Raw genomic sequence first — 21283 nt, forward strand, 5'->3', positions numbered from 1 at the left:
GACAATGCGCGAACGAGAAAGGAATCCTATGGAATCAACTGATGTACTGGTAATCGGATCGGGCATCGCGGGCCTTTGCGCCGCCATAGAGGCAGCGCGTACGGGCGCAACCGTCACTATGGCAAGCGCCGGCAAGACCATGAGCGGATCGAGCTTCTTCCCGGGCACCTGGGGCCTCGGCCTTATTGGCCCCGTCGACAAAGACGACGAGCAAGACCTCATCGACACCATCCAAACCGTCGGCGGCGGCGCTGCCGACCCCGAACTCGTCCAGACGTTCGTCCACGGCATTCCCCAAGCGATTGACTGGCTCGAACAGGATCTGGGCGTAGAACTCCAGCGCCCGCAAAGCGCCGAGAGCGCCCAGCAAAAGCAGTTTATCCCCTGCTTTGACCATAAGACGCGTATGTGGCGCGGCCTCACCCGCAAACCCCTTGAGGACGCGTGTACGGCCCAGATAGAGTTGCTCGGCATTCGCCTACTCCCCCGCCACGAGCTTATCGATCTTGTTGAGGATACGAACGGAAAGATTGCCGGCGCCTTGCTCTACGACCGTGCAAACGAGCATCTCGTGCCTATGGCAGCCAGGACCACTATCATCGCTGCGGGCGGCACGGGCGGCCTGTTCGAGCGCAGCCTCACTTCCGCCGACGTGCTCAGCTCATCACAAGCCATCGCACAGGCGCACGGCGCATCCCTAACCAATATAGAGTTCATGCAGATGATGCCCGGCTTCATTGAACCTAAGCGCAACCTTGTCTTTAACGAGAAGACCTGGCGCTACGTTAAGTTCGACCAGCCAGTTAAAATCGCTGACGACAAGTTAGACGATCTGCTTGAGCAGCGCTCCGGATATGGTCCTTTCACCTCGCGCTTGGCCTCCCGCGCCATCGATCTTGCCATCGATCAAGCAGGCGCCGAAGGCCTGGCGCTCCACTACGACTTCCCCCGCGAGGACGTTCCTGAGTTTGTAGAGACCTTTGCCACCTGGCTGCAAGACGAGCACGGCATCGCGCCGACCGACGAGATGCGCGTGGCGATGTATGCCCACGCCGCCAACGGCGGTATCAAAATCGACAAGACAGCCTTCACGGGCGTCGAAGGCCTCTATGCCTGCGGCGAGGCGACAGGCGGTATGCACGGCGCTGATCGCATCGGAGGCCTGTCGAGCGCCAACGGCATCGTATTTGGGCGCATTGCGGGCGCATCGGCAGCCCTTGCAGCGCAGAAAGAGCCTGAAGCAGACCCAAAGGCGGATATCGCCCTCCCCCAGTACGGCATTGCCACGACAGATGCCGAACGCCTGACACACAGCCTTAAGCACACGATGAGTACCCATTGCATGATCAACCGCACCGAGACAGGCCTATCCGAGGCACTACACGAGCTTGAGGGCTTGAAGACGGAAGCAACGACCTTGAGCACACAGATAGTCCAGGACAGCGAAATCGCCGCCCTCGCCCGCCTGCAATCGCAGATTCAACTAGCACAGGAAATGGTCAAAGCCATGCGTAAGCGAACCGAAAGTCTCGGATCGCACTATCGAGCAGACTAAGCTGAGCACCCATCTAGAGCAGAACACAACTAATCGATATCTATGGGCCCCGTGAGCTCAAAGCGACACGGGGCCCATTCGTGTCCGCGCGGGCAAATATACTCATTCTGAATACGGAGTCGACATAGTCCACGTAGACGAACGAACAGAAAGGAAGAGATATGGACAGCAGGGATATCGAGAAATGGCGTGTCGAACTTGACAGCTACGCCCATGTAGAAGACGGCGTTGAGTATTGGCTCGCACGCGATTTAATGGAGCCCCTCGGATACACCCAATGGCGTAATTTTGAGACTGCGGTTAAGAGATCCATGGCATCGTGTGACACCAATAAAATGCCTGTTGCCGCCCATTTTGCTGAGGCCAGCAAAATGGTAGATGCCGGCATCGCCAAACGAGCCGTAAAAGACTACAAGCTAACACGCTACGCATGCTATTTAATCGCCCAAAACGGAGACCCAAACAAGCCCGAAATCGCGCTCGCCCAGGCATACTTTGCTGTGCAGACGCGCCGCCAAGAGCTCATAGAGCAGCGCTTCGCAGAGATTCAGCGCTTGCAGGCGCGCCACTCGCTATCTGATTCAGAGAAACAGCTCTCGGGCATTGCATTCAGACGAGGCGTGGACTCCAAAGGATTCGCAATCATCAAGTCGAAGGGCGATGAAGCGTTATTCGGCGGCAGAAGCACGGCGGACATGAAGCGGCAGCTTGGTGTGCCCAAGAGCGCGGCATTGGCGGACAGGTTAGCCGATGTCCTCATCAAAGCAAAGGACCTTACGAACTCGATGACGGCCTTTAACGCCGAGGAACACGACCTGTACGGTCTGGACCAGATCAAGCAAGAGCACATCGAGAACAACACAAGCGTACGTGGCAGCCTCATCGACCGTAGAATTGTCCCCGAGAATCTACCGCCTGCCGAGGATACAAAGAAACTCGAACGTCGTGTGAAAGCAGACGAGAAAAAGCTCAAGGAGGGCACAGACGGATTCACCGACCCCCAGGGCAGGCTCGACTTGTAAAGCGTCTGTGCCCTTTCGGGTTCGACCCCATGTGAGGTCAACAAAAAAGCGACTAGCCGAAGCCAGTCGCTTTAACATGCTTTGGTGGGCCGTCAGGGGGTCGAACCCTGGACCTTGGGATTAAGAGTCCCCTGCTCTACCAACTGAGCTAACGACCCAAAGCTAAAGTCCGTTGTAGCGGACTTTAGAGGAGATATCGTGTGGTGGGCCGTCAGGGGGTCGAACCCTGGACCTTGGGATTAAGAGTCCCCTGCTCTACCAACTGAGCTAACGACCCGATATCAACACGAAGCAAGAACTGGGGTGGGTAAAGGGACTCGAACCCTCGACCTACGGGACCACAACCCGTCGCTCTAGCCAACTGAGCTACACCCACCGTGTCCTGTGCGCTTCGCGCTCGACTATTATTGCAAGGAACGCCACGCGATGCAAGCCCCAATTTTCAAGAATTTTGAAAAGAGTCTTTCGAGCGCGTTTCGAGCAATTCCCACCGGTTTCATAGGAGTAAACTTGGCCCACTGCAAATGCTGGAAAGGACAGACATGAAAGAACTCTCCAACCGTACGGCGACATTTACCGATTCGGTCATCCGCCGCATGACGCGCATCTCCAATAAGTACGGTGCCGTCAACCTCTCACAGGGCTTCCCTGACTTCGATCCTCCGGCACAGCTGCTCGAGAGCCTCAGCGCCATCGCGACCGACCCCAAACCGCTCTATCACCAGTACTCCATCACCTGGGGCTCCCAGGCCATGCGTGAGGCGCTCGCGGCCAAGCAGGAGCACTTTATGGGCATGCCGATCAACCCCAACGAGAACATCGTAGTCACCTGCGGCTCCACCGAGGCCATGATGGCCGCCATGATGACGGTTACGAACCCCGGAGACAAGGTCGTCATCTTCTCGCCGTTCTACGAGAACTACGGCGCCGACACGATTCTCTCGGGCGCTGAGCCCATCTATGTGCCGCTCAACCCGCCCACGTTCGACTTCGATCGCGAGGTCCTCGAGGCGGCCTTCCGCGGCAACGAGCCCAAGGCCATCGTCCTGTGCAACCCGTCCAACCCCTGCGGCAAGGTCTTTACGCGCGAGGAGCTCACCTATATCGCCGACCTCTGCAAAAAGTACGATGCCTACTGCATCACCGACGAGGTCTACGAGCACATCGTCTATGCGCCCCACGAACATGTCTATATGGCAACGCTGCCCGGCATGTTTGAGCGCACCATCAGCTGCAGCTCGCTGTCAAAGACTTACTCCATAACCGGTTGGCGCTTGGGCTACACCATTGCCCCGGCCGAGATTACCGAGCGCATCAAGAAGGTCCACGACTTCCTCACCGTGGGTGCCGCCGCTCCCCTGCAGGAAGCCGTCGTTACCGCCCTTAACTTCGACGGCAGCTATTACGATGAGGTCCTCGACCTCTATACCGCTAAGCGCGACCTGTTCTGCCAAGGGCTCGACAGTATCGGTCTTGAGCATAACGTGCCGCAGGGCGCCTACTACGTCATGATGGACATCTCTGAGTTTGGCTATGACAGTGACCTCGACTTCTGCGAGGATCTCGCCTCCAAGGTTGGCGTGGGCGCCGTGCCCGGCTCGAGCTTCTTCCGCGAGCCCGTCAACCACCTGATTCGTTTCCACTTCGCCAAGCGAGACGAGACGCTTAACGCAGCACTGGAGAACCTCAAGTCGCTACGTGACAAAATCAAGCCGCGCGGGTAAGGACGGCCCGGCAACTAAAGCAACCAAAGAAGCCCCGCACCGCCCGCCGCGTTGCAGGGCTTCTTTTTATAGCGCTTTCTTAAATGGTTTAGAGCTCTATACTTTAGTCACGGAGCAACTCGTCCCAGAGAGAGGAATACTATGGCAGAGCAGCAGCTTATCGGAGCACTCGAGGCCGGCGGCACCAAGATGGTCTGCGCCACGGGCTATGCGGACGGTACGGTCCTGGAGCGCGAGCAGATCGCGACCACGACCCCGCAGGAAACCGTCGAGGCCGTCAACGCATGGTTTGCAGACAAGGGCATCGCCGCCCTGGGCATCGGCGCCTTTGGCCCCACCGCGGTCAACCCTGCCTCGCCCCAGTACGGCAAGATCTTGGAGACGCCCAAGACCGCATGGCGTTACTTTGACCTACTGGGCACCATCCAAAACGAGCTCAAGGTCCCCTGCGGCTACGATACCGACGTCAACGTCGCTTGCTTGGGCGAGGTCACCTTTGGTTGCGCTCAGGGCCTCACCGACGTGGTGTACCTGACCATCGGCACCGGTGTGGGCGCTGGCGTGCTCTCGGGCAGTCAGCTCGTGCATGGCATGATGCATCCCGAGGCCGGCCACATCCTGGTCACGCGCGACCCGCGCGACACCATTGGCGAGCATAGCGCCTGCCCCTTCCACGACAACTGCCTCGAGGGCCTCATCGCCGGTCCCGGCGTTAAAAAGCGCTGGGACGGCAAGAGCGCCGGAGACATGGCCGACGACCCGGAGGCCATGGACCTGCTCGCAGGCTATCTGGCGCAGGCGCTCATGACCTACACGCTGTGCTATGCCCCGCAGAAGATCATCATCGGCGGTGGCGTTGCCGATCACACCCCTATCGTGCCGCTCGCCCGCAAAAAGTGCGCCGAGATGCTTAACGGCTATATCGTCACGCCCGAGGTCAACGATATCGACACCTACATCGTCAACAATAGCCTCGAGGGCAAGCAGGGCATCATGGGATGCCTGGCCCTGGGTGCCGCCGCGCTTCAGCAGTAGGCGCGCCAAAGGGGCGCCGCAACGTCCAGCAATCCCATCCTACGGGATGACGCCGCCACGCCCCGTATAAGCCCCCAAACAAAGAAAGGCCGCCTTAGGACCAAGCAATGTGTCCTAGGCGGCCTTTTTGGCACATATGAGCGATCGTAGAAGATACCGAAGCACAACGCCCGTCATCGCTCCACAGCAGTCGATCATCACATCAGTAATCATACCGGCGCGACCGGGCACAAAGAGCTGAATCGTCTCGTCAATCGAGGGGATCAGCAGTAGGAAAACCGCCGTGGGAAGCAATACGTCAAAGGTGCGACGGCCCTCGATATCAAAAGCGTGCGTCGCCAGAATGCCGAGCACCATGTACTCGGTAAAATGCGCGCACTTGCGAATGACGAAGTTGGTCACCCACTCATACGGAAGTCCCATGCCGTGCAGAAAGCCGCGAACGGCCTCCATAATCGACAAGCTCAATGAACCGGACCCCGTGCCGGGAACCATCGAATTGCCCCAGATGAGCAGCACCATCAGGCAGGTCGCGACCGCCCATTTTCGATCGAGTTTAAGCATGCAGAAGTTATGCCTCCGCACAGAGCGGCTCAAAGCTGGCGGTGCCGCCCTCGATAACACTCAGATAGGCACGGCCCGTGCGCCTCACCGCTGCAGACTGCAGGCGGTCGATCTCCTCCTCGAGAATCTGATTGACGCGCTCGTGACGACGGTTCTCCATGATGCCGGCAGCGATGGCCTCGGCACGCTCGATGCCTTCGCGCGAGATGCGGGCGGTATCCTCGGGGAACACGGCGCTGTGGCGGCCAACGTAAGCGGGGGCAACGGGCTGAGGAGCAGGTGTAAACACCGGAGCGGCAACGGGAGCAGGCTCGACGGCCTCGTCCAAAATTGCGGCAGCGGCTGCCCACATGCCCTCGTGGCCCGAATAATCGGCCATGGGGACGTCTTCCTCGGGAGTCGCATCGACAGGCTCGTCGACTGCGACGGACTGGGACGCGGAGGCCGGGGCATCGACCGGGGCAGCGACCACATACGGCATGTCGTTCGAGATGACCGGCTCGTCAAGGTCATCGAGATCGATGGTCGCAGCAGAGGCGTCGCTGATGATCGGCATGTTGGCAAGGTTCGCGTTGTACGGCACCGCCTCCGCCGCCTGCTGCTGTGCAGGAGCGCCCCACAGCGAGCTTTCGGCAGCACGACGGGCGGCAATAGTCTCCTCGTCGACGGCCAGCGGCTCGTCGGCGTAGGGGTCAGCGGCGGTGGCGGCGGCCGGAGTCACGGGCACGGCAGTGTCATACGTAACGGATTGAGCCGTGGCGGCGTTGTTGGCGGCGTTAGCCACGGCCGCCACAAAGGCGGCCGTGCTGCCCGCAGGGGCGGCATGAGAGCCCGAGACGGCGCGCGCAGCGGCAGCGATGTCATCGCGGTTATAGGAGCCGGTCTGTCCGCCGTAGGTGAGTTCGTCGATAGCGACCTGGTAGACGTCGCGTGAGCGCGTGGGATCGCAGCTGACCGGCGAATCGTCGTCGAGCATGCTATCGATCATGGACCAGGCGTCGGCCTCGCTCATGGCGTCTGCGGCGCGAGCGATGGTGGGGACGCCATCGTCGGCACGACGGCGCTGGAAGGCACCGGTCAGGCCGGAGAAAACTGAAGAGGGCTGCGCGGCGTTTGCCTGAACGGCAGGAGCCGCAGTAGCAACGCCCTGAGGAGCAGCCCATTGCTGTTGAGCGGGCATCGAGGCGGTCTGGAACTCATTTTGATGCTGGTTGACGTTCGCGGCGCCACCCATGGCGTCGGGCTGGAACAGGCGCTCGGCATGCTGCGCGCGATATTCAGAAATGCCGAGCGAGGCGGCATAGATACCCACGCCCGCCACCGCACCCACGGCAAAGGGAACAGCGCCCGCGACGACCGTCTCGTTCACCGACGAAAACGGCAGCGTGGCAGCATACATCACTACGGGAGCGGCAAGGCCGATTCCGCAGGAAAGTCCAGCAAGGACCGCTCGTTGTGTTGCATCAGAAGAAGCCATGAGCTCTCCCCATCTTCCAGCACCCAAATCGCATCATTCAGTTGGCTGCGCGAGAGAAGATGAAGCGGGGCTATGCCCCAAAGCAACGGTATATGGTTCGTTTCATCTGCGTTTTCCGTCGCGAAGCTTAACAGCTATTATGCGAAACCCCCTTGGGGATTGCAAGCGACGAAGCGGGATTGAAACGGGAAAATCGCTGCTTGCCGATCGTGAGGTCAATAATTGTTGGCGAGCGGCTATACGAAAAGGGCCAGGATCTAAACCCCGGCCCTTCTGGCATGTCTATTATTGCTGTCGCGTGCAGCGGACGGCCTAGAACGTCTGCTCGTAATCGCTGTGCTTTTTTGCCGAACGCACCAGGAACTCCTGGTTGGTATTGGTGCCCTTGAGGCCCTTGATAAACGACGCGGCCGCGCGCTCGGTATTGTTCATGCCGGCGAGGATACGGCGCAGGCCAAAGACAAACGGGCGCATCTGCTCGTCGACCAGCAGATCCTCGTTGCGCGTGCCCGAGGCAACGGGATCGATGGCCGGGAAGATACGGCGATCGGCCAGGTCGCGGTCGAGCTTGAGCTCCATGTTACCGGTGCCCTTGAACTCCTCAAAGATGACCTCGTCCATCTTGGAGCCGGTATCGATAAGGGCGGAAGCCAGGATAGTGAGCGAGCCACCGTTCTCGATATTACGGGCTGCGCCCAGGAAGCGCTTGGGCGGATACAGAGCCGCCGAATCGACGCCGCCCGAAAGGATGCGGCCCGAGGCGGGCGCGGCCAAGTTGTAAGCACGGGCAAGGCGCGTGATGGAATCGAGCACCACCACGACGTCGCCGCCCAGCTCCACGATGCGCTTGGCGCGCTCGATGACGAGCTCGGCCACGCGAGTGTGGTTGTCGGCGGGCATATCGAAGGTCGAAGCCACGACCTCGCCCTTGATGGAGCGCTGCATGTCAGTAACCTCTTCGGGGCGCTCGTCGACGAGCAGGCAGATGAGGTGCACCTCGGGGTTATTGATAGAGATGGACTGGCAGATCTTCTTGAGGATCGTGGTCTTGCCGGCTTTGGGCGGCGACACGATCAGGCCACGCTGGCCCTTGCCGATCGGCGACACGATATCGATAGCGCGACCGGTGATGGAATCCTTGCCGTGCTCCATACGCAGAGGCTCATTGGGATAGACCGGGGTAAGGTCGCCGAACTTGGGGCGATTGCGAATCTGCTCGGGATCCATGCCGTTAACGGTCGCGATCTTGGCGAGGCCGGCGCGTTTGTCGCCGCCGCGTGAGGGACGAAGCGAGCCCTCAATCACGTCGCCCGTGCGCAGGCGTGCGGAGCGGATGAGATATGCGGGAACAAAGGCGTCGTCGCTGGACTTCATATAGCCGTGGGCATGGATGATGCCGGAGCTGTCCGGGCGAATCTGCAAAATGCCCTTGATGTCGCGGAAGCCCTCGGCCTTCGCAGCGGTGGTGTAGATTTCCTCGACGAGCTCGGCCTTCTTCTTGCCGGTCGTCTCGATCTCGAACTCCTTGGCCTTCTCGCGCAGCTCGGCGACCTTCATGGCCGCGAGTTCCTCGCGCGAAAGCGTAGGCTCAGTCGGGGCGGCATTGCGCTCCTTATTGCGCTGCTTGCGGTCGCGCTGACGGTTGCGGCGGTCGTTGTTGCGCTCGTCTTTGCGCTCGTTGCGCTCGTCGTTGCGCTTGTGCTGGCGACGGTTGTGACGGTTGCCCTCGTCGGACTCGGCAGGCGCAGCGCCGTCAGAGGCAGCGCCATCGGCGTTGTTCGAGGCCTCGCCGTCAGACTTGCCATCGATGGCGGAAGCAGCATCGGCATCGGCCTGATGCTCGGCAGCCTTGGCCTTTGCGGACTTTTTGCGCGTGCGCTTGGGTTTCTCGCTTGCCGGCTGATCGGCGCTCTCGGTCTCGGGAGCGACGTCAGAGGTTGCCCCAGCGACCTCATTGGCGGCATCCTCGGACACGTCCTTTTTTGCGCCCTTGGCCTTGGTCGAGCGCTTGGAAGCGGTACGACGGCTGCGACCAGGTCGGGCATCGGCCTGCTCGCCCTCGGCAGCGGAATCGGTGACTGCGGCGTCCTGGACAGGAGCATCGGCAACGAGCGTGGGCTCGGTGGCCACCGCAGCACCCTGAGTTGCGGCTGCGGCCGCAGCGGCGGCAGCCTTCTCGGCCTCGACGAAGGCTTTGGGCTTGCGGCCGCGACGGTGCGGGCGAAGAGCGGGATCGACAACGGGAACCTCGTTGGCCTCGGCAGGTGTTGCAGACTCAGAAGGCTGCGCACCCTCCCCTACTGCAGAACGAGCCGGAGCTTCACCGGACTCTTGAGCCGCCTGCTCAGCATCCTGCTGAGACTTGGCCACACGACGACGCGTGCGCGGAGCCGGCTTCTCGGTCAGCTGTCCCGCGACAGGGGCCTCGGTGGCCGCAGACGCCTCGGAGACGACCGGCGCTGCAAGCTCGGTCAGTGCCGCGGCCTCGCGCTCGGCAGCACGGCGACGGGCGCGCACAACCTGGGCCTCGCTAATCTGCGCCAGCGCACGGGCCTGTGCAACCTCATCGGAAATCGGCGCGGCGGGGTCGGCCGCAACGGTGCGCTTAGCTCGCGTCGTGCGCGTGGTGCGGCGTTTGGGCTTGACAGCTTCCACACCCTCGGCTGCGGGCTTGGATGCACGGCGCGTACGCTTAGGCTTTGCAGGCGCGACCTCATCGCCAGCGGCGGAAAGTGCGGGCGCGGCGCTCTCGACTGCAGCGGGCGCGGCTGTCGGGGCAGCCTTGGAGGCCTCAGGAGCCGATGCCTGCACCGGCGCAGGCATCACGACCTGGTCCGACGCAGCCGGTGCAGCGGGAGCGGCCGTCGTCGTTATTTCGTTTTCTTGCTGTTGATCAGACACAGTGTTTGCTCAACTTTCTTTTCAAGCCCTGTGATCACATGCTCCCTGCATAAACCTTCAGGGCGGCTAAACAGTCTAGCTCCGTCAAATACCGACGGACATCATTGATCTGTATCGAGATGATTGCGTCATATACGCAGCGTTAGTGTAACACAACCGCAACCACCTGCAACTTAGTCATTGGACGTTCTTAAACGCCCAGTCATCAGGAACACTCTCCCTCAAAAGCACCTTGAAATGTCGCGCCAGAGGAGCGAAGCCGTGGCATCCGGAATAGCCGCGCCACGTAACGCGCCTATCTACTACGTTTGACCCGCGACCCCTGACCATTCCCTCGATCTTCCTAAAATTGCAAGCCCGCTACCTGCGGTTTTAATATCGCACTTTTCGTCATGGTTCGGGATATGCGTCCAAACGTAGGAGATGAGCCCAAATCGTAGCGGACAGTATCGCTTCACCGCTCCTCGAGACAAATCAATCCGTTTTCCTCCGTCCCCAAGGGACAATTTTCAAAACTATGCCGGATTATAGAGCCAGAATGATGCGAGCCAACCATATCCAGTATTTTCAAGAAACAATAAACCGTCTACCTGCGGTTTTAATTTCACAATTGGCGCCATGGTCGCCAGGCAGCGATTCAGCCCCGTAAACCGCTATAGTTGCGATTTGGTAGCATTTTCCAACACGCCAAAAAGCCCCGCCAAACGCAAAAAGCCCGACCTCCGCATGGAGATCGGGCTTATAGGGCTCAGCGAAGCCGAACCTACACGGTCAAACGACCCGCAGCTTACATCTGCTCGGGGGCGGTCACGCCAACGAGGGTGAGCACCAGGGCGAGCGTCACGCGGACAGCGTCGCAAGCGGCCAGACGGGCGCGCGAAAGCTCGGGATCGACGGGACGGCCCTCGCTCGGCAGCACCTGGCAGGCAGCGTAGAAGCTGTGGAAGTCGCCGGCAAGCTCCTCGGCAAAGTGCGTCAGACGGAACGGGGCGCGGTCGCGAGCGCAGCTGGCGATCAGGTCGGTAAGCTCGTTAAGCTTGCGCGAAAGGGCAAGCTCGGTCGGGTCGGTCAGCAGCGAGTAATCGACGTTCTCACCGATAGCCTTGGCGGCGACGGCCTTCATGCCCATCTCGTCAGCCTGCTCGGGCGTAACGTCAGCGGCACGGCGCAGGATGGAGCACACGCGGGCGTGAGCATACTGCACGTAATAGACCGGGTTGGAGTTATCGCGCTTCTTAACGGCCTCGATGTCGAAGTCGACCATCTGGTTGGAGCTCTTGGAGATGAGCGTGTAGCGGGCGGCGTCGGAGCCGACCTCGTCGACGAGCTCCTGCAGGGTCACCATGGTGCCCTTGCGCTTGGACATACGGACGGGCTTGCCGTTGCGCAGCAGGTTGACGAGCTGGCCCAGCAGAACCTCGAACTTGCCGGGGTAACCGAGAGCGTCGCAGACGCAGCGGACGCGCTCGATGTAGCCGTGGTGGTCGGCACCCCAGATGTCGATGACGTGGTCGACGCGCTGGAACTTATCCCAGTGATAGGCAACGTCGGAGGCGAAGTAGGTATACTCGCCGTCGGACTTGATCAGGACGCGGTCCTTGTCGTCGCCCAGATCAGTGGAGCGGAACCACAGGGCGCCGTCCTTGGTGTAGAGGTAGCCCATCTTGTCGAGCTTCTCAAAAGCGCGGTCGACGGCAGAGGTGCCGGCGGTCTCGCCCTCGGTGTCCTTCACGTACAGAGAGCGCTCGGAGAACCAGCGGTCAAAGTCGCAGTTGACGGCGTGGCAGAGGTTGCGCATGTTGTCGACCATCTTCACATAGCCGCGCTCACGGAAGCTCTCCATGCGCTCCTGCGGATCGGCCTCGACCCACTTGTCGCCGTCGGTGCGCCAGAACTCGGCAGCCTCATCGATGATGTAGTCGCCGCCGTAGGAGTCCTTGCCCAGGGTCTCAGCAAAGTTGTCCTGATACGGATGGGTCTCGGGGTGCTCGTCGTTCTCATCGGCAACGAAAGCATCGCGGTCGGCGACCAGCAGCTTGTGAGCCTCGTCGATATCCACACCCTGCTTGGCGATGATGTCGGCAAGCTGCATATAGCGCGTGCTGATGGAGTTGCCGAAGGTGTTCATCTGCGAGCCGTGATCGTTGATGTAGAACTCACGCTGGATGTCGTAACCGGCGTGGTCCATAACACGGCAGAGGGAGTCGCCCAGCGCGGCCCAGCGGCCATGGCCGATATGCATGGGGCCGACGGGGTTGGCGGAGACGAACTCGACCTGGGTCTTCAGGCCGCCGCCGACGTTGGACTTAGCGAAGTCCATGCCCTTCTCGCGGGCCTCGCCAAAGATGGCGTTCTTGACGGCAACGGAGAGGTAGAAGTTGATGAAACCGGGGCCGGCGATCTCGACCTTCTCGATCGCGGGGTCCTCGGGCATATGGGCAACGACGGCCTCGGCGATCTTGCGCGGGGCGCAGTGAGCCAGCTTGGCGGACTTCAGGGCCATGGTGGAGGTCCACTCGCCATGAGAAGTGTCAGCCGGTCGCTCGATAGCGCAATCGTCAAGTTCAAATGCAGAAAGGTCGCCGGCCTCCTGGGCCGCAGCAAGCGCAGCGCGTACCAGCTCTTCAATCTTCTCGGGCATAGATCCTCCTTGTGTTAAAGCCCCCGAGCTCTTGGTCACTCGTAGGGCAAAAGCCAGAGTTTGTAGCACTCTATCACAAGCGACGCACACTGTCGCAGGGTAAAGCCAATCGAAATTGCATATGCACAAAAATGACTACCGCTCTTGCGCTGTGGTACAAAGTTGGCGGTTTGCCTGCAATTTATACACGTTCTGGAAATGCATAAACGATTGAATAAGCCGTTCTATTTATCGAATACTCTTACCTATCAGAGTTGTGTGCTTTTCCTGCATAAAGTAAGGGTTTGCGCACGTCAGCGTGTTATTCTAGACATACGTAAATTCGTATAAGTTGGAGGTAGCATGTTCTCAATCGGTCAACACGTCATTCATCCGGGTCAGGGAGTCTGCACTGTCGTCGGTTTTAGGGACGACACGCCGCAGCCCATGCTGTTGCTCGAGACCAAGCAGGGACATGCGCAGACGATCCTCATGTATCCCGTGGCGCAGGCCGACCGTTTGCATGCCGCCATCTCCCAGCAAGATGCCGAGCACCTTCTGAGCCACTACGACGAGCTGGAGTGCGACACCTTTACCGAGCGCAACAGCTCGCTGGAGGAGACGCACTTTAAGCAGCAGCTCAAGCTGGGCGCGCCCGAGACGGTCCGCGTGGCAAAAACCATGATGCACCGTATTCGCCAGGCCGAGGAAGCAGATAAAAAACCCAGCTCTTACTACATGCGCGTACTCAAGGAAGCCAAGCGCCGCTCCATCGAGGAGTTCGCCGTGGCCCTGGGTGTCACCGAGGAGGACGCCGAAGCCCGCCTAGCCCAAGCCGCCCTCATCTAACCCATCCGCACCAAGAACCGCCACAAAGGGGACAGGTACCTTTGTGGCGGTTTTCTTGTTCTAGTAGTATTCATTCTTATCGATACCTACGAGCACAAGGAGTCTGTTATGGCAGAGCCGCTTACCGCCGGAATCACCCGCGACCGTGCGTTCGAACTGCTCAACGAGCACAACAAGGACCCGTTCCACATCACCCATGGCGAGACGGTCGAGGGCACTATGCGCTACTTTGCGCGCAAGTTCGACCCCGAGAACGAGGAGTTTTGGGGCATCGTCGGTCTGCTGCACGACCTGGATTGGGAGGAGCATGAGGACGACCCCATGAACCACACCATCTATGCTGCCGAGATCCTCGAAGGTGAGGGCGCCTCTCCCGAGCTTATCCGTGCCATCCAGACACACACGTCCGATTTCAACTCTTCGCTGCCCAAGCCCGAGCTGCAGATGGAAAAGATCCTGTTTGCCTGCGATGAGCTCACCGGCCTGATCGGCGCCGCCGTCATCATGCGCCCGAGCAAGAGCGTCATGGACTTTACGACCAAGTCGCTCAAAAAGAAATTCAAGGACAAGCGCTTTGCCGCCGGCTGCTCGCGCGAAGTGATTTCGCAGGGTGCCGAGATGCTGGGCTGGGAGCTTCCCGAGCTCTTCGACCGCACCATCGCAGCCATGCAGTCCTTCGCCCCCGACCGCGACACCTTCCAGGCCTAGCACCAAAATCACCGCAAAGGGGCTTGGCCCCTTTGCGGTGATTTTTTGCGCGGGCGTTTAGGGGCGAACCTGGCCGGTGCCGCGGAGCTTGTATTTGTAGGTGGTGAGGGCCTCGGCGGCAAAGGGGCCGCGGGCGTGGAGCTTTTGGGTCGAGATGCCGATCTCGGCACCCAGCCCAAACTCGCCGCCGTCGGTGAAGCGCGTACTGGCGTTGGCGTACACGGCCGAGGCATCGACCGCATCCAGGAAGCGCTCACAGGCATCCTCGTCCTCGGCAACGATGGCCTCGGAGTGCATGGTGCCGTAGCGGTTGATGTGCGCGATGGCTTCGTCCTCGTTCGCCACGACCTTCACGCTCATCTCGAGCGCCAGATACTCGCGGCCCCAGTCCTCCTCAGTCGCGGCAACATAGTCGTCGCCCTCGGCAAGCCCGGCGGCGGCGCATGCGGCGCACGTGGCCTCGTCGCCGTGAATCAGCACGCCGTGGTCGTGCAGCACGGCAACGACCGCCGGCAAAAACGAATCCGCCACGGCACGGTCGACCAGCAGCGATTCGGCGGCATTGCACACGCCCACACGCTGGGTCTTGGCATTGACGATAATGTTGAGCGCTTTATCGAAGTCGGCGGATTCATGCACGTAGATATGGCAGTTGCCCGTGCCCGTCTCGATCACCGGAACGAGCGACTCACGCACGCAGCGCTGGATCAGGCCCGCACCGCCACGCGGAATGAGCACATCGACGATACCGCGGAGCTTCATGAGCTCGCCGGTGGCCTCGCGGTCGGTGGACTCGATCATCGAGATAGCTTCGCGCGGGAAACCCTGGGCCTCAAGCGCATCGGCCAGCAGTTCGGCAATCATGGCGCACGAGTGATAGGCCAGCGAACCGCCGCGCAGGATACAGGCGTTGCCGGTGCGGATGCAGATGCCCGCGGCATCGGCCGTCACGTTGGGGCGCGCCTCGTAGACCATAGCAACCAGACCCAGCGGCACAGTCACACGCGTAAGGTCCACACCGCTTGCAAGCACGCGATGGTCGAGCACGCGGCCGACAGGATCGGGCAGCTCGGCGAGCTTCTCCAGGCCGGCGGCCATGCCCTCGACGCGCTCGGGCGTCAGCAGCAGGCGATCGAGGAGTCCCGCCGAGGTGCCCGCATCGCGTGCGGCAGACATATCGAGCTCGTTAGCGGCGACGATGGAGTCGACACCATCGCGCAGCGCCGCGGCCATGGCGCACACGGCCTCCTGGCGCTGGGCATCACTCGCCGCGGCAAGCGCGCTCGAAGCGGCCTTGGCCTCAACGGCGAGATCGTGGACATACGTGGCTATATCGACCGACATGGGCGGCCCTTTCTCTTAGTAGTTTGCCCACCATGGTAGCCGATTTGTGCATGCCCTCGCGCGCGGCGGTAGAATTGGTCAACCCGAAACACCGCAACGAACGGAAGTACTGCATGGCCCTCATCACTTCGTACCACGTCCCCGGCCTCTACGTCGAGGACCACAGCATCGATGTCCCCCTCGACTGGCGCGGCCTGGAGCCCATGCTTTTGGCCGTCGGCAGCACCATGCGCCGCGGCGCCATGCCAGCGCCCATCGCAGGTGCGCCCGAGAGCATCAAGCTCTTCTACCGCGTGGTCTGTGCGCCCGACCGCATCAACGACGATCTGCCGCTGCTCCTGTTTTTGCAGGGCGGCCCCGGTGGCGAGAGCCCGCGTCCGCTCTCGCCCACGAGCGATGGTTGGATCGAGGAGGCCGTCAAGCATTTCCGCGTCGTGCTGCCCGACCAGCGCGGCACGGGACGCAGCAACTGTGTAGACGGGCGCACGATCGCGGCTCTGGGCGAGCGCGCGACGGCGGCCGGCTCCGATGCCGCACGCTCGCAGGCGGACTTCCTCAAGCGCCACCTCGCCAGCTCCATCGTGCGCGATTTTGAGTACCTGCGCCTGGTGGGCTTTAGCGGCAAGCCGTGGGTCACGCTCGGCCAAAGCTACGGCGGCTTTTTGACGCTGAGCTACCTGTCGCTCTTCCCCGAGGGCGTGGCGGCGAGCTTTACCTGCGGTGGCATCCCCCACGTCCCGGCGAGCGCCAGCGAGGTCTACGCGCACACCTTCCCGCGCATGGCCACCAAGACGCAACAGTATTACGACCGCTACCCCGCCGACGTCGAGCGCGTGGCGGCGCTGGCCGACGCGCTTGAGGAGCAGAAGCCCGTGCTGCCCGATGGCTCGCCAATGACGGTGGAGCGCCTGCAGCTTATGGGCAGCGACTTTGGCATGAAGCCGAGCTTTGAGCGCATGCATTGGATTATCGATCACGCTTTTGTTGACGGCGACGGCACGTTGAGCTGCGGTGCCTCAGTATCCGATAGCTTTTTGATGCGCGCCTTCGAGCGCACCAACACGCGCACGAATCCGCTGTACTGGACGCTTCAGGAGTTCATCTACGCCGACGGCGATACCATGCCCATTCGCTGGGCCGCGACAGAGGAGAAAGCTCATCGTGCCGAGTTCGACACACTCGCGCGCCCGCTCATGTTTACCGGCGAGGCCATGTTCCCGTGGATGTTTGAGCAGATGCCCGAACTTAAGCCCTTCAAGCCGGCGATGGACCTGCTGATGGAGGACACCAGCTGGGACAAGATCTACGACCCGCAGCGCCTGGCCTGCAACGAGGTGCCGCTCCAGGCCGCGGTGTACTTCGATGACATGTACGTGGACTCGGGTCTGCAGCTCGACACGCTCAGCCGCGTGGGCAACTCGCATGCCTGGGTGACCAACGAGTTCGAGCACGACGGCCTACACGGCAGCGTGGTATTCAAACATCTCTTCGACGAAGCCCTCAACCGCGGAGACCTGCGCCGGATCTTCTAGCAAAGGAGCGTCCCCGTCTGCCGGCACATAAGGAACGTCCCCAAGTGCCACCCAAGTGCCGGTAACAGCAACATCGCAGGTAGAGGACGGAAAGCGAAAACGCCCCTAAGCGAGCAAGGTGACGTGAAAGAGGAGGGCATTGACCTTTTGGTCATGCCCGACGATTGAACGTCAGATTGCCGCTTAGGGGCGTTTGCAGCGTCAATTGGTCATGCGAACACTATCAAGTTGTCCCTGTGGATTGCGGGCTTCTCGGCCAGGTCTGCCAGCAGGCGGTTGCTGGCAATCTGGTCCTGGCGGCGTCCTGCCGCAAGCTCCAGCACGTCTGAATCGGCCTCGGCGATACCGCGGGCGACGACCATGCCGCTCGGGTCGCACACGTCGAGCACATCGCCCTCGGCAAAATCTCCATCGACCTGGCGAATGCCCACCGCGAGCAGCGATGAGCCACGGCTGACCAGCGCCTTCGCGGCACCGTCGTCAACCGTTACCGAGCCATGTGCCTTGTCACCCAGCGCGATCCACAGCTTGCGGGGCGCAATGTCCAGGCGCTCCGCCGGCGGATCGAACAGGGTTCCCACGCTCTCGCCACGGGCCAGGCGCACGAGCGCATCGGACTCCTCGCCCGAGCAGATCACGCTCTGGATGCCCGCCGTCATCAGAATGCGGCTCGCGCGGATCTTGGTGATCATGCCGCCCGTACCCACCGAGGTCGAAGAATCGCCCGCCGAGGCAATGATCTTGGCATCGATTTTGCGCACGACCGGGATAAACTCGGCCGTCGGATCCTCATGCGGATTGGCGGTGTAGAGGCCGTCGATGTCCGAAAGCGTCACGCACAGGTCCGCCGAAACCAAACAGCTCACGAGGGCCGCGAGCGTATCGTTGTCGCCAAACTTGATCTCATCGACGGTAACGGTATCGTTCTCGTTGACGACCGGCACCACGCCCAGCTCCACGAGGCGCAGCAGGGCGTCGCGCGCGTGCAGGTAGGACGTACGGCGCGCCGTGTCGTGGCGCGTGAGCAGCACGAGTGAGGTGAGCAGGTCGCGCGCATGGAACTCCTCGTCGTAGGCCGACGAGATGATGCACTGGCCGGCCGAAGCGCATGCCTGCAGGCTCGGCAGATCGCCGACCGGCTTGCGGTCGAAACCCAGCACGGGATAGCCACAGGCAATGGCGCCGGAGCTCACCACGACCAAGCGCCAGCCGAGCTTGCGCAGGGCCGCGGCCTGATCGGCCAGGCCACCGATAAAGGCGCGGTTGACCTTGCCATCGGCGCCCACCACCGTGGACGAACCGATCTTTACCACCATCGTTTTATAAGAAGTCGTCATACGTCAAACCAATCGAATGTCGAGCGTTCGGGCGAACGGGCGAGCGAGAAAATGATTCGTTTTCCTCCGTCGCATGCGGATCATTTTGCCCAGGGGAAGGCCGAAGCCGCGGCCATGTTCTTGCGCACGAGCTCGTCGCGTACCCGAGCCAGGCCCTGCTCCATGCCCACCACGTAGGTCTGCGGGTACAGGAAGCGCTTGAAAGCCGCGTCCAGATGATCGATTGCCCAAGCACAGCGCTCGCGCGCGTCCTCGATGTTCTCACGCGGAGCCACCGCGCTGCCGTCGCGCACGATCGGCACCAGCAGCTCACGATACTCAAGCTCCGACACATCGGTTACCAGAGCGGCATCGTTCACGGCCACGAGGGTATTGCCGCGCGCGGCGCCCTCCCCCGCCAGATGGTCCTCGTCATAGATCATGTCGCAGACCGGGCCGCCAAAGCCATCGTAATAGCGTCGCACGCGCTGCACGCCGGGGATCGTGCGCTTGTAGGGCTGCTCGGAAAGCTTCACCACCGGCGTCCACGGCTCCGCGTCGCTCGCGCGGCGGGCCGAAAGCTTGTACACGCCGCCCAACGCCGGCTGATCGTAGCAGGTCGCGAGCTTGGTGCCCACGCCAAAGCTATCGATGGGCGCGCCCTGGTCGAGCAGCGACTGAATCGTGTACTCGTCCAGATCGTTGGAGACCGAAATCCCCACATAGGGCAGGCCCTCGGCGTCAAAACGGCCGCGAACATACTTGGAGAGCTTGGCGAGGTCGCCCGAGTCGATGCGAATGGCCGACAGACGCTCCCCTGCCGCCTCCATCTCCTTGGCAACCGTAATGGCATGCTCGCAGCCCTCGCGCACATCGTAGGTGTCGATGAGCAGCGTGCAGTTCTTGGGGCTCGACTTGGCAAAGGCGCGGAAGGCCTCGAGCTCGGAATCGAAGCTCATCACCCAGCTGTGCGCATGCGTGCCAAAGACGGGAATGCCGTAGCGGCGTCCGGCAAGCACGTTGGACGTAGACGAGCAGCCCGCCACGAAGCTCGCGCGCGCAACAGCCAGGCCGCCATCGGGACCCTGGGCGCGACGCAAGCCGAACTCGGCAACGGGGCGACCATCGGCGGCCAGTACCACGCGCGCCGTCTTGGTGGCAACAAGCGTCTGGAAGCCGACGATGTTGAGCAGCGCGGTCTCGAGCAGCTGACACTCCAGCGACGGGCCGGTGACGCGCACCATGGGCTCGCGCGGAAAAACAAGCTCGCCCTCGGGCACGGCGTCAATATTCACGTGTGCGCGGAAGTTGCGCAGGTAGTCGAGGAATGCAGGCTTAAACATCGCGCCGCCGGCCGGAGCCTGGAGCGAAGCTAGATAGTCGATGTCCTCGGGCGTAAAGCGCAGGTTCTCGACAAGCTCGGGCAGCTCGGCGGTGCCGCACATGACGGCATACGCACTGCCAAAGGGATGGTCGCGGTAAAACGCCGTAAAGCAACCCTGCTCATTGGCCTTGCCGCTCTCCCACAGGCCCTGGGCCATAGTGAGTTCGTACAGATCGGTGAGCATTGCGATGTCGGTGGGATGCGAGATGTCGGTCAAAGCCATGGGGCGACCTTTCGGATGTGTTGTGCAGAGGTTGAGGGTTGGAGAAGGGTAGAGTGTTCGGGCATGGCACCCGGCGCGAATCGGCTAGAGCAGGCCCATGCTGGTCAGGATCGTGTAGCCCATAAAGATGACAAACGCGATGAGGGCGAGCACGATGATGATTTTTTGAGCCGGGGCCATGCCGGGGATCTCATTCTCGCCCGTAGGCTCCTTGGAGGTGACCATGCGCTGGGCAAAGGTCATCTCGTCACGGCTCGGCTTGGGCTCGACGGGCTTGGGGTGAGCGGCTTTTTTGGGCTGAGGTTTGGGTGCGTTGGGCGCGGGCTTCGCGGCGGCGGGCTTGGGCGCGGGTGCAGGCTCGGATGCGACCTTCGCAGCGGCTGCCTCGGCCTTCTTGCGCTCGGCACGCAAGGCGGCCAGCTCCTCACGCTCGCGACGAGCCTTTTCCTGCTCCTCGCGGCGGGTCTTCTCGGCGCGGAGCTCTTCCAACTCGGCGCGCTCCTCGGCAGACAGTGGTTGGGACTCAAGCTCGGCCATGGTGCAGCCCTTTCTTTTTAAAAAAAGCCGCCGACACAATGTCAGCGGCTTATCAAATCCAAGGGTGGAGACGAAGGGAGTCGAACCCTCGGCCTCTGCCATGCGACGGCAGCGCTCTCCCAACTGAGCTACGTCCCCAGGACAAGTTGATATTTTACCTACGGCTCGCCAACTGTCAACGCCCAATACCCAGTCTTTTTGGGACGGGGCTTTTTTGACTACTTTTCGAGCAGGCAATCTTCTCGATGATTTTTTAAGGCTCTGTTAGACCAGGATTGACATTCCGCCCCGTCATCTTCTTGCGATTGCACAATGGTCGCCCCTTGTCGAATCTGAATCCGGCAAGGGGCGATGCGCCCGAGACCGGACGAGTTGCTCGCCTGGCCCTGCCGTTTCATGCCGACCTGCCGGCTATCTCGCCGTCTCCCCGTCGGGCGCCGGCGTCTTGACCCTCATCTCGAACGGCATCCCGCCCTCCCGGACGAGCGCCCT

The 21283-nt window shown here is 61.5% G+C and carries 15 protein-coding genes and 4 tRNA genes; 7 read left to right on the forward strand and 12 right to left on the reverse strand.

Annotated elements, in window-relative coordinates; genetic code table 11:
• Window positions 1-28: 28 nt before the first annotated feature.
• Together ACEXKH_RS06675 and dinD are read left to right on the forward strand one after the other, a co-directional pair.
• Complete coding sequence (locus tag ACEXKH_RS06675) at window positions 29-1555, forward strand: FAD-dependent oxidoreductase (protein ID WP_373573551.1); 1527 nt, start codon at window positions 29-31, stop codon at window positions 1553-1555.
• A gap of 161 nt (window positions 1556-1716) precedes the next feature.
• Complete coding sequence (gene dinD, locus ACEXKH_RS06680; protein ID WP_373573552.1) at window positions 1717-2577, forward strand: DNA damage-inducible protein D; 861 nt, start codon at window positions 1717-1719, stop codon at window positions 2575-2577.
• Window positions 2578-2659: 82 nt separating this feature from the next.
• Here the strand turns inward: dinD and ACEXKH_RS06685 are convergent.
• The 3 genes from ACEXKH_RS06685 to ACEXKH_RS06695 form a co-directional block, all read right to left on the reverse strand.
• Window positions 2660-2735: transfer RNA gene (locus ACEXKH_RS06685), tRNA-Lys, on the reverse strand.
• A gap of 43 nt (window positions 2736-2778) precedes the next feature.
• Window positions 2779-2854: transfer RNA gene (locus ACEXKH_RS06690), tRNA-Lys, on the reverse strand.
• A gap of 22 nt (window positions 2855-2876) precedes the next feature.
• A tRNA-His gene (locus tag ACEXKH_RS06695) sits at window positions 2877-2953 on the reverse strand.
• Between the two features lie 166 nt (window positions 2954-3119).
• On the opposite strand from ACEXKH_RS06695, the gene ACEXKH_RS06700 reads away from it, so the two are divergent.
• Together ACEXKH_RS06700 and ACEXKH_RS06705 are read left to right on the forward strand one after the other, a co-directional pair.
• Window positions 3120-4301 carry a pyridoxal phosphate-dependent aminotransferase gene (locus ACEXKH_RS06700; RefSeq protein WP_373573553.1) on the forward strand — a complete coding sequence of 394 codons (1182 nt, stop codon included), beginning with the start codon at window positions 3120-3122 and terminating at the stop codon, window positions 4299-4301.
• A 141-nt stretch (window positions 4302-4442) separates the two neighbouring features.
• Window positions 4443-5336, forward strand: a complete 894-nt coding sequence (locus ACEXKH_RS06705; protein WP_373573554.1) for an ROK family protein — start codon at window positions 4443-4445, stop codon at window positions 5334-5336.
• A 114-nt stretch (window positions 5337-5450) separates the two neighbouring features.
• Here ACEXKH_RS06705 and ACEXKH_RS06710 read toward each other — a convergent pair whose 3' ends face one another.
• The 4 genes from ACEXKH_RS06710 to argS form a co-directional block, all read right to left on the reverse strand.
• Window positions 5451-5900 (reverse strand): VanZ family protein, encoded by a 450-nt coding sequence (locus ACEXKH_RS06710; protein WP_373573555.1) that lies wholly within the window; start codon window positions 5898-5900, stop codon window positions 5451-5453.
• A gap of 7 nt (window positions 5901-5907) precedes the next feature.
• Window positions 5908-7377 (reverse strand): hypothetical protein, encoded by a 1470-nt coding sequence (locus tag ACEXKH_RS06715; protein ID WP_373573556.1) that lies wholly within the window; start codon window positions 7375-7377, stop codon window positions 5908-5910.
• A 312-nt stretch (window positions 7378-7689) separates the two neighbouring features.
• The gene (rho, locus tag ACEXKH_RS06720) at window positions 7690-10278 is read right to left on the reverse strand and encodes a transcription termination factor Rho (protein ID WP_373573557.1); all 2589 of its coding nucleotides are present in this window, start codon (window positions 10276-10278) and stop codon (window positions 7690-7692) included.
• Between the two features lie 787 nt (window positions 10279-11065).
• The gene (gene argS / locus ACEXKH_RS06725; protein ID WP_373573558.1) at window positions 11066-12919 is read right to left on the reverse strand and encodes an arginine--tRNA ligase; all 1854 of its coding nucleotides are present in this window, start codon (window positions 12917-12919) and stop codon (window positions 11066-11068) included.
• 342 nt (window positions 12920-13261) lie between these two features.
• Between argS and ACEXKH_RS06730 the strand changes: the two genes are divergently transcribed.
• Window positions 13262-13747 carry a CarD family transcriptional regulator gene (locus tag ACEXKH_RS06730; RefSeq protein WP_373573559.1) on the forward strand — a complete coding sequence of 162 codons (486 nt, stop codon included), beginning with the start codon at window positions 13262-13264 and terminating at the stop codon, window positions 13745-13747.
• Window positions 13748-13855: 108 nt separating this feature from the next.
• A complete protein-coding gene (locus tag ACEXKH_RS06735) occupies window positions 13856-14455 on the forward strand; it encodes an HD domain-containing protein (protein ID WP_373573560.1) in 600 nt (199 codons plus the stop codon).
• Window positions 14456-14512: 57 nt separating this feature from the next.
• On the opposite strand, the gene ACEXKH_RS06740 is transcribed toward ACEXKH_RS06735, so the two are convergent.
• Window positions 14513-15799 (reverse strand): glutamate-5-semialdehyde dehydrogenase, encoded by a 1287-nt coding sequence (locus ACEXKH_RS06740; protein ID WP_373573561.1) that lies wholly within the window; start codon window positions 15797-15799, stop codon window positions 14513-14515.
• A 113-nt stretch (window positions 15800-15912) separates the two neighbouring features.
• Between ACEXKH_RS06740 and ACEXKH_RS06745 the strand changes: the two genes are divergently transcribed.
• Window positions 15913-17331: an alpha/beta fold hydrolase gene (locus ACEXKH_RS06745; RefSeq protein ID WP_373573562.1), complete on the forward strand. Its 1419-nt coding sequence runs from the start codon at window positions 15913-15915 to the stop codon at window positions 17329-17331.
• A 209-nt stretch (window positions 17332-17540) separates the two neighbouring features.
• On the opposite strand, the gene proB is transcribed toward ACEXKH_RS06745, so the two are convergent.
• The 4 genes from proB to ACEXKH_RS06765 all read right to left on the reverse strand — a co-directional run bounded on the left by proB (window position 17541) and on the right by ACEXKH_RS06765 (window position 20929).
• A complete protein-coding gene (gene proB, locus ACEXKH_RS06750; RefSeq protein WP_373573563.1) occupies window positions 17541-18668 on the reverse strand; it encodes a glutamate 5-kinase in 1128 nt (375 codons plus the stop codon).
• A gap of 80 nt (window positions 18669-18748) precedes the next feature.
• Window positions 18749-20254, reverse strand: a complete 1506-nt coding sequence (locus ACEXKH_RS06755; protein ID WP_373573564.1) for a nicotinate phosphoribosyltransferase — start codon at window positions 20252-20254, stop codon at window positions 18749-18751.
• An 84-nt stretch (window positions 20255-20338) separates the two neighbouring features.
• Window positions 20339-20791, reverse strand: a complete 453-nt coding sequence (locus ACEXKH_RS06760) for a hypothetical protein (RefSeq protein WP_373573565.1) — start codon at window positions 20789-20791, stop codon at window positions 20339-20341.
• A 65-nt stretch (window positions 20792-20856) separates the two neighbouring features.
• A tRNA-Ala gene (locus ACEXKH_RS06765) sits at window positions 20857-20929 on the reverse strand.
• Between the last annotated feature and the right edge of the window lie 354 nt (window positions 20930-21283).

Source organism: Collinsella aerofaciens ATCC 25986 (assembly GCF_964259375.1).
Taxonomy (GTDB): domain Bacteria; phylum Actinomycetota; class Coriobacteriia; order Coriobacteriales; family Coriobacteriaceae; genus Collinsella; species Collinsella aerofaciens_BO.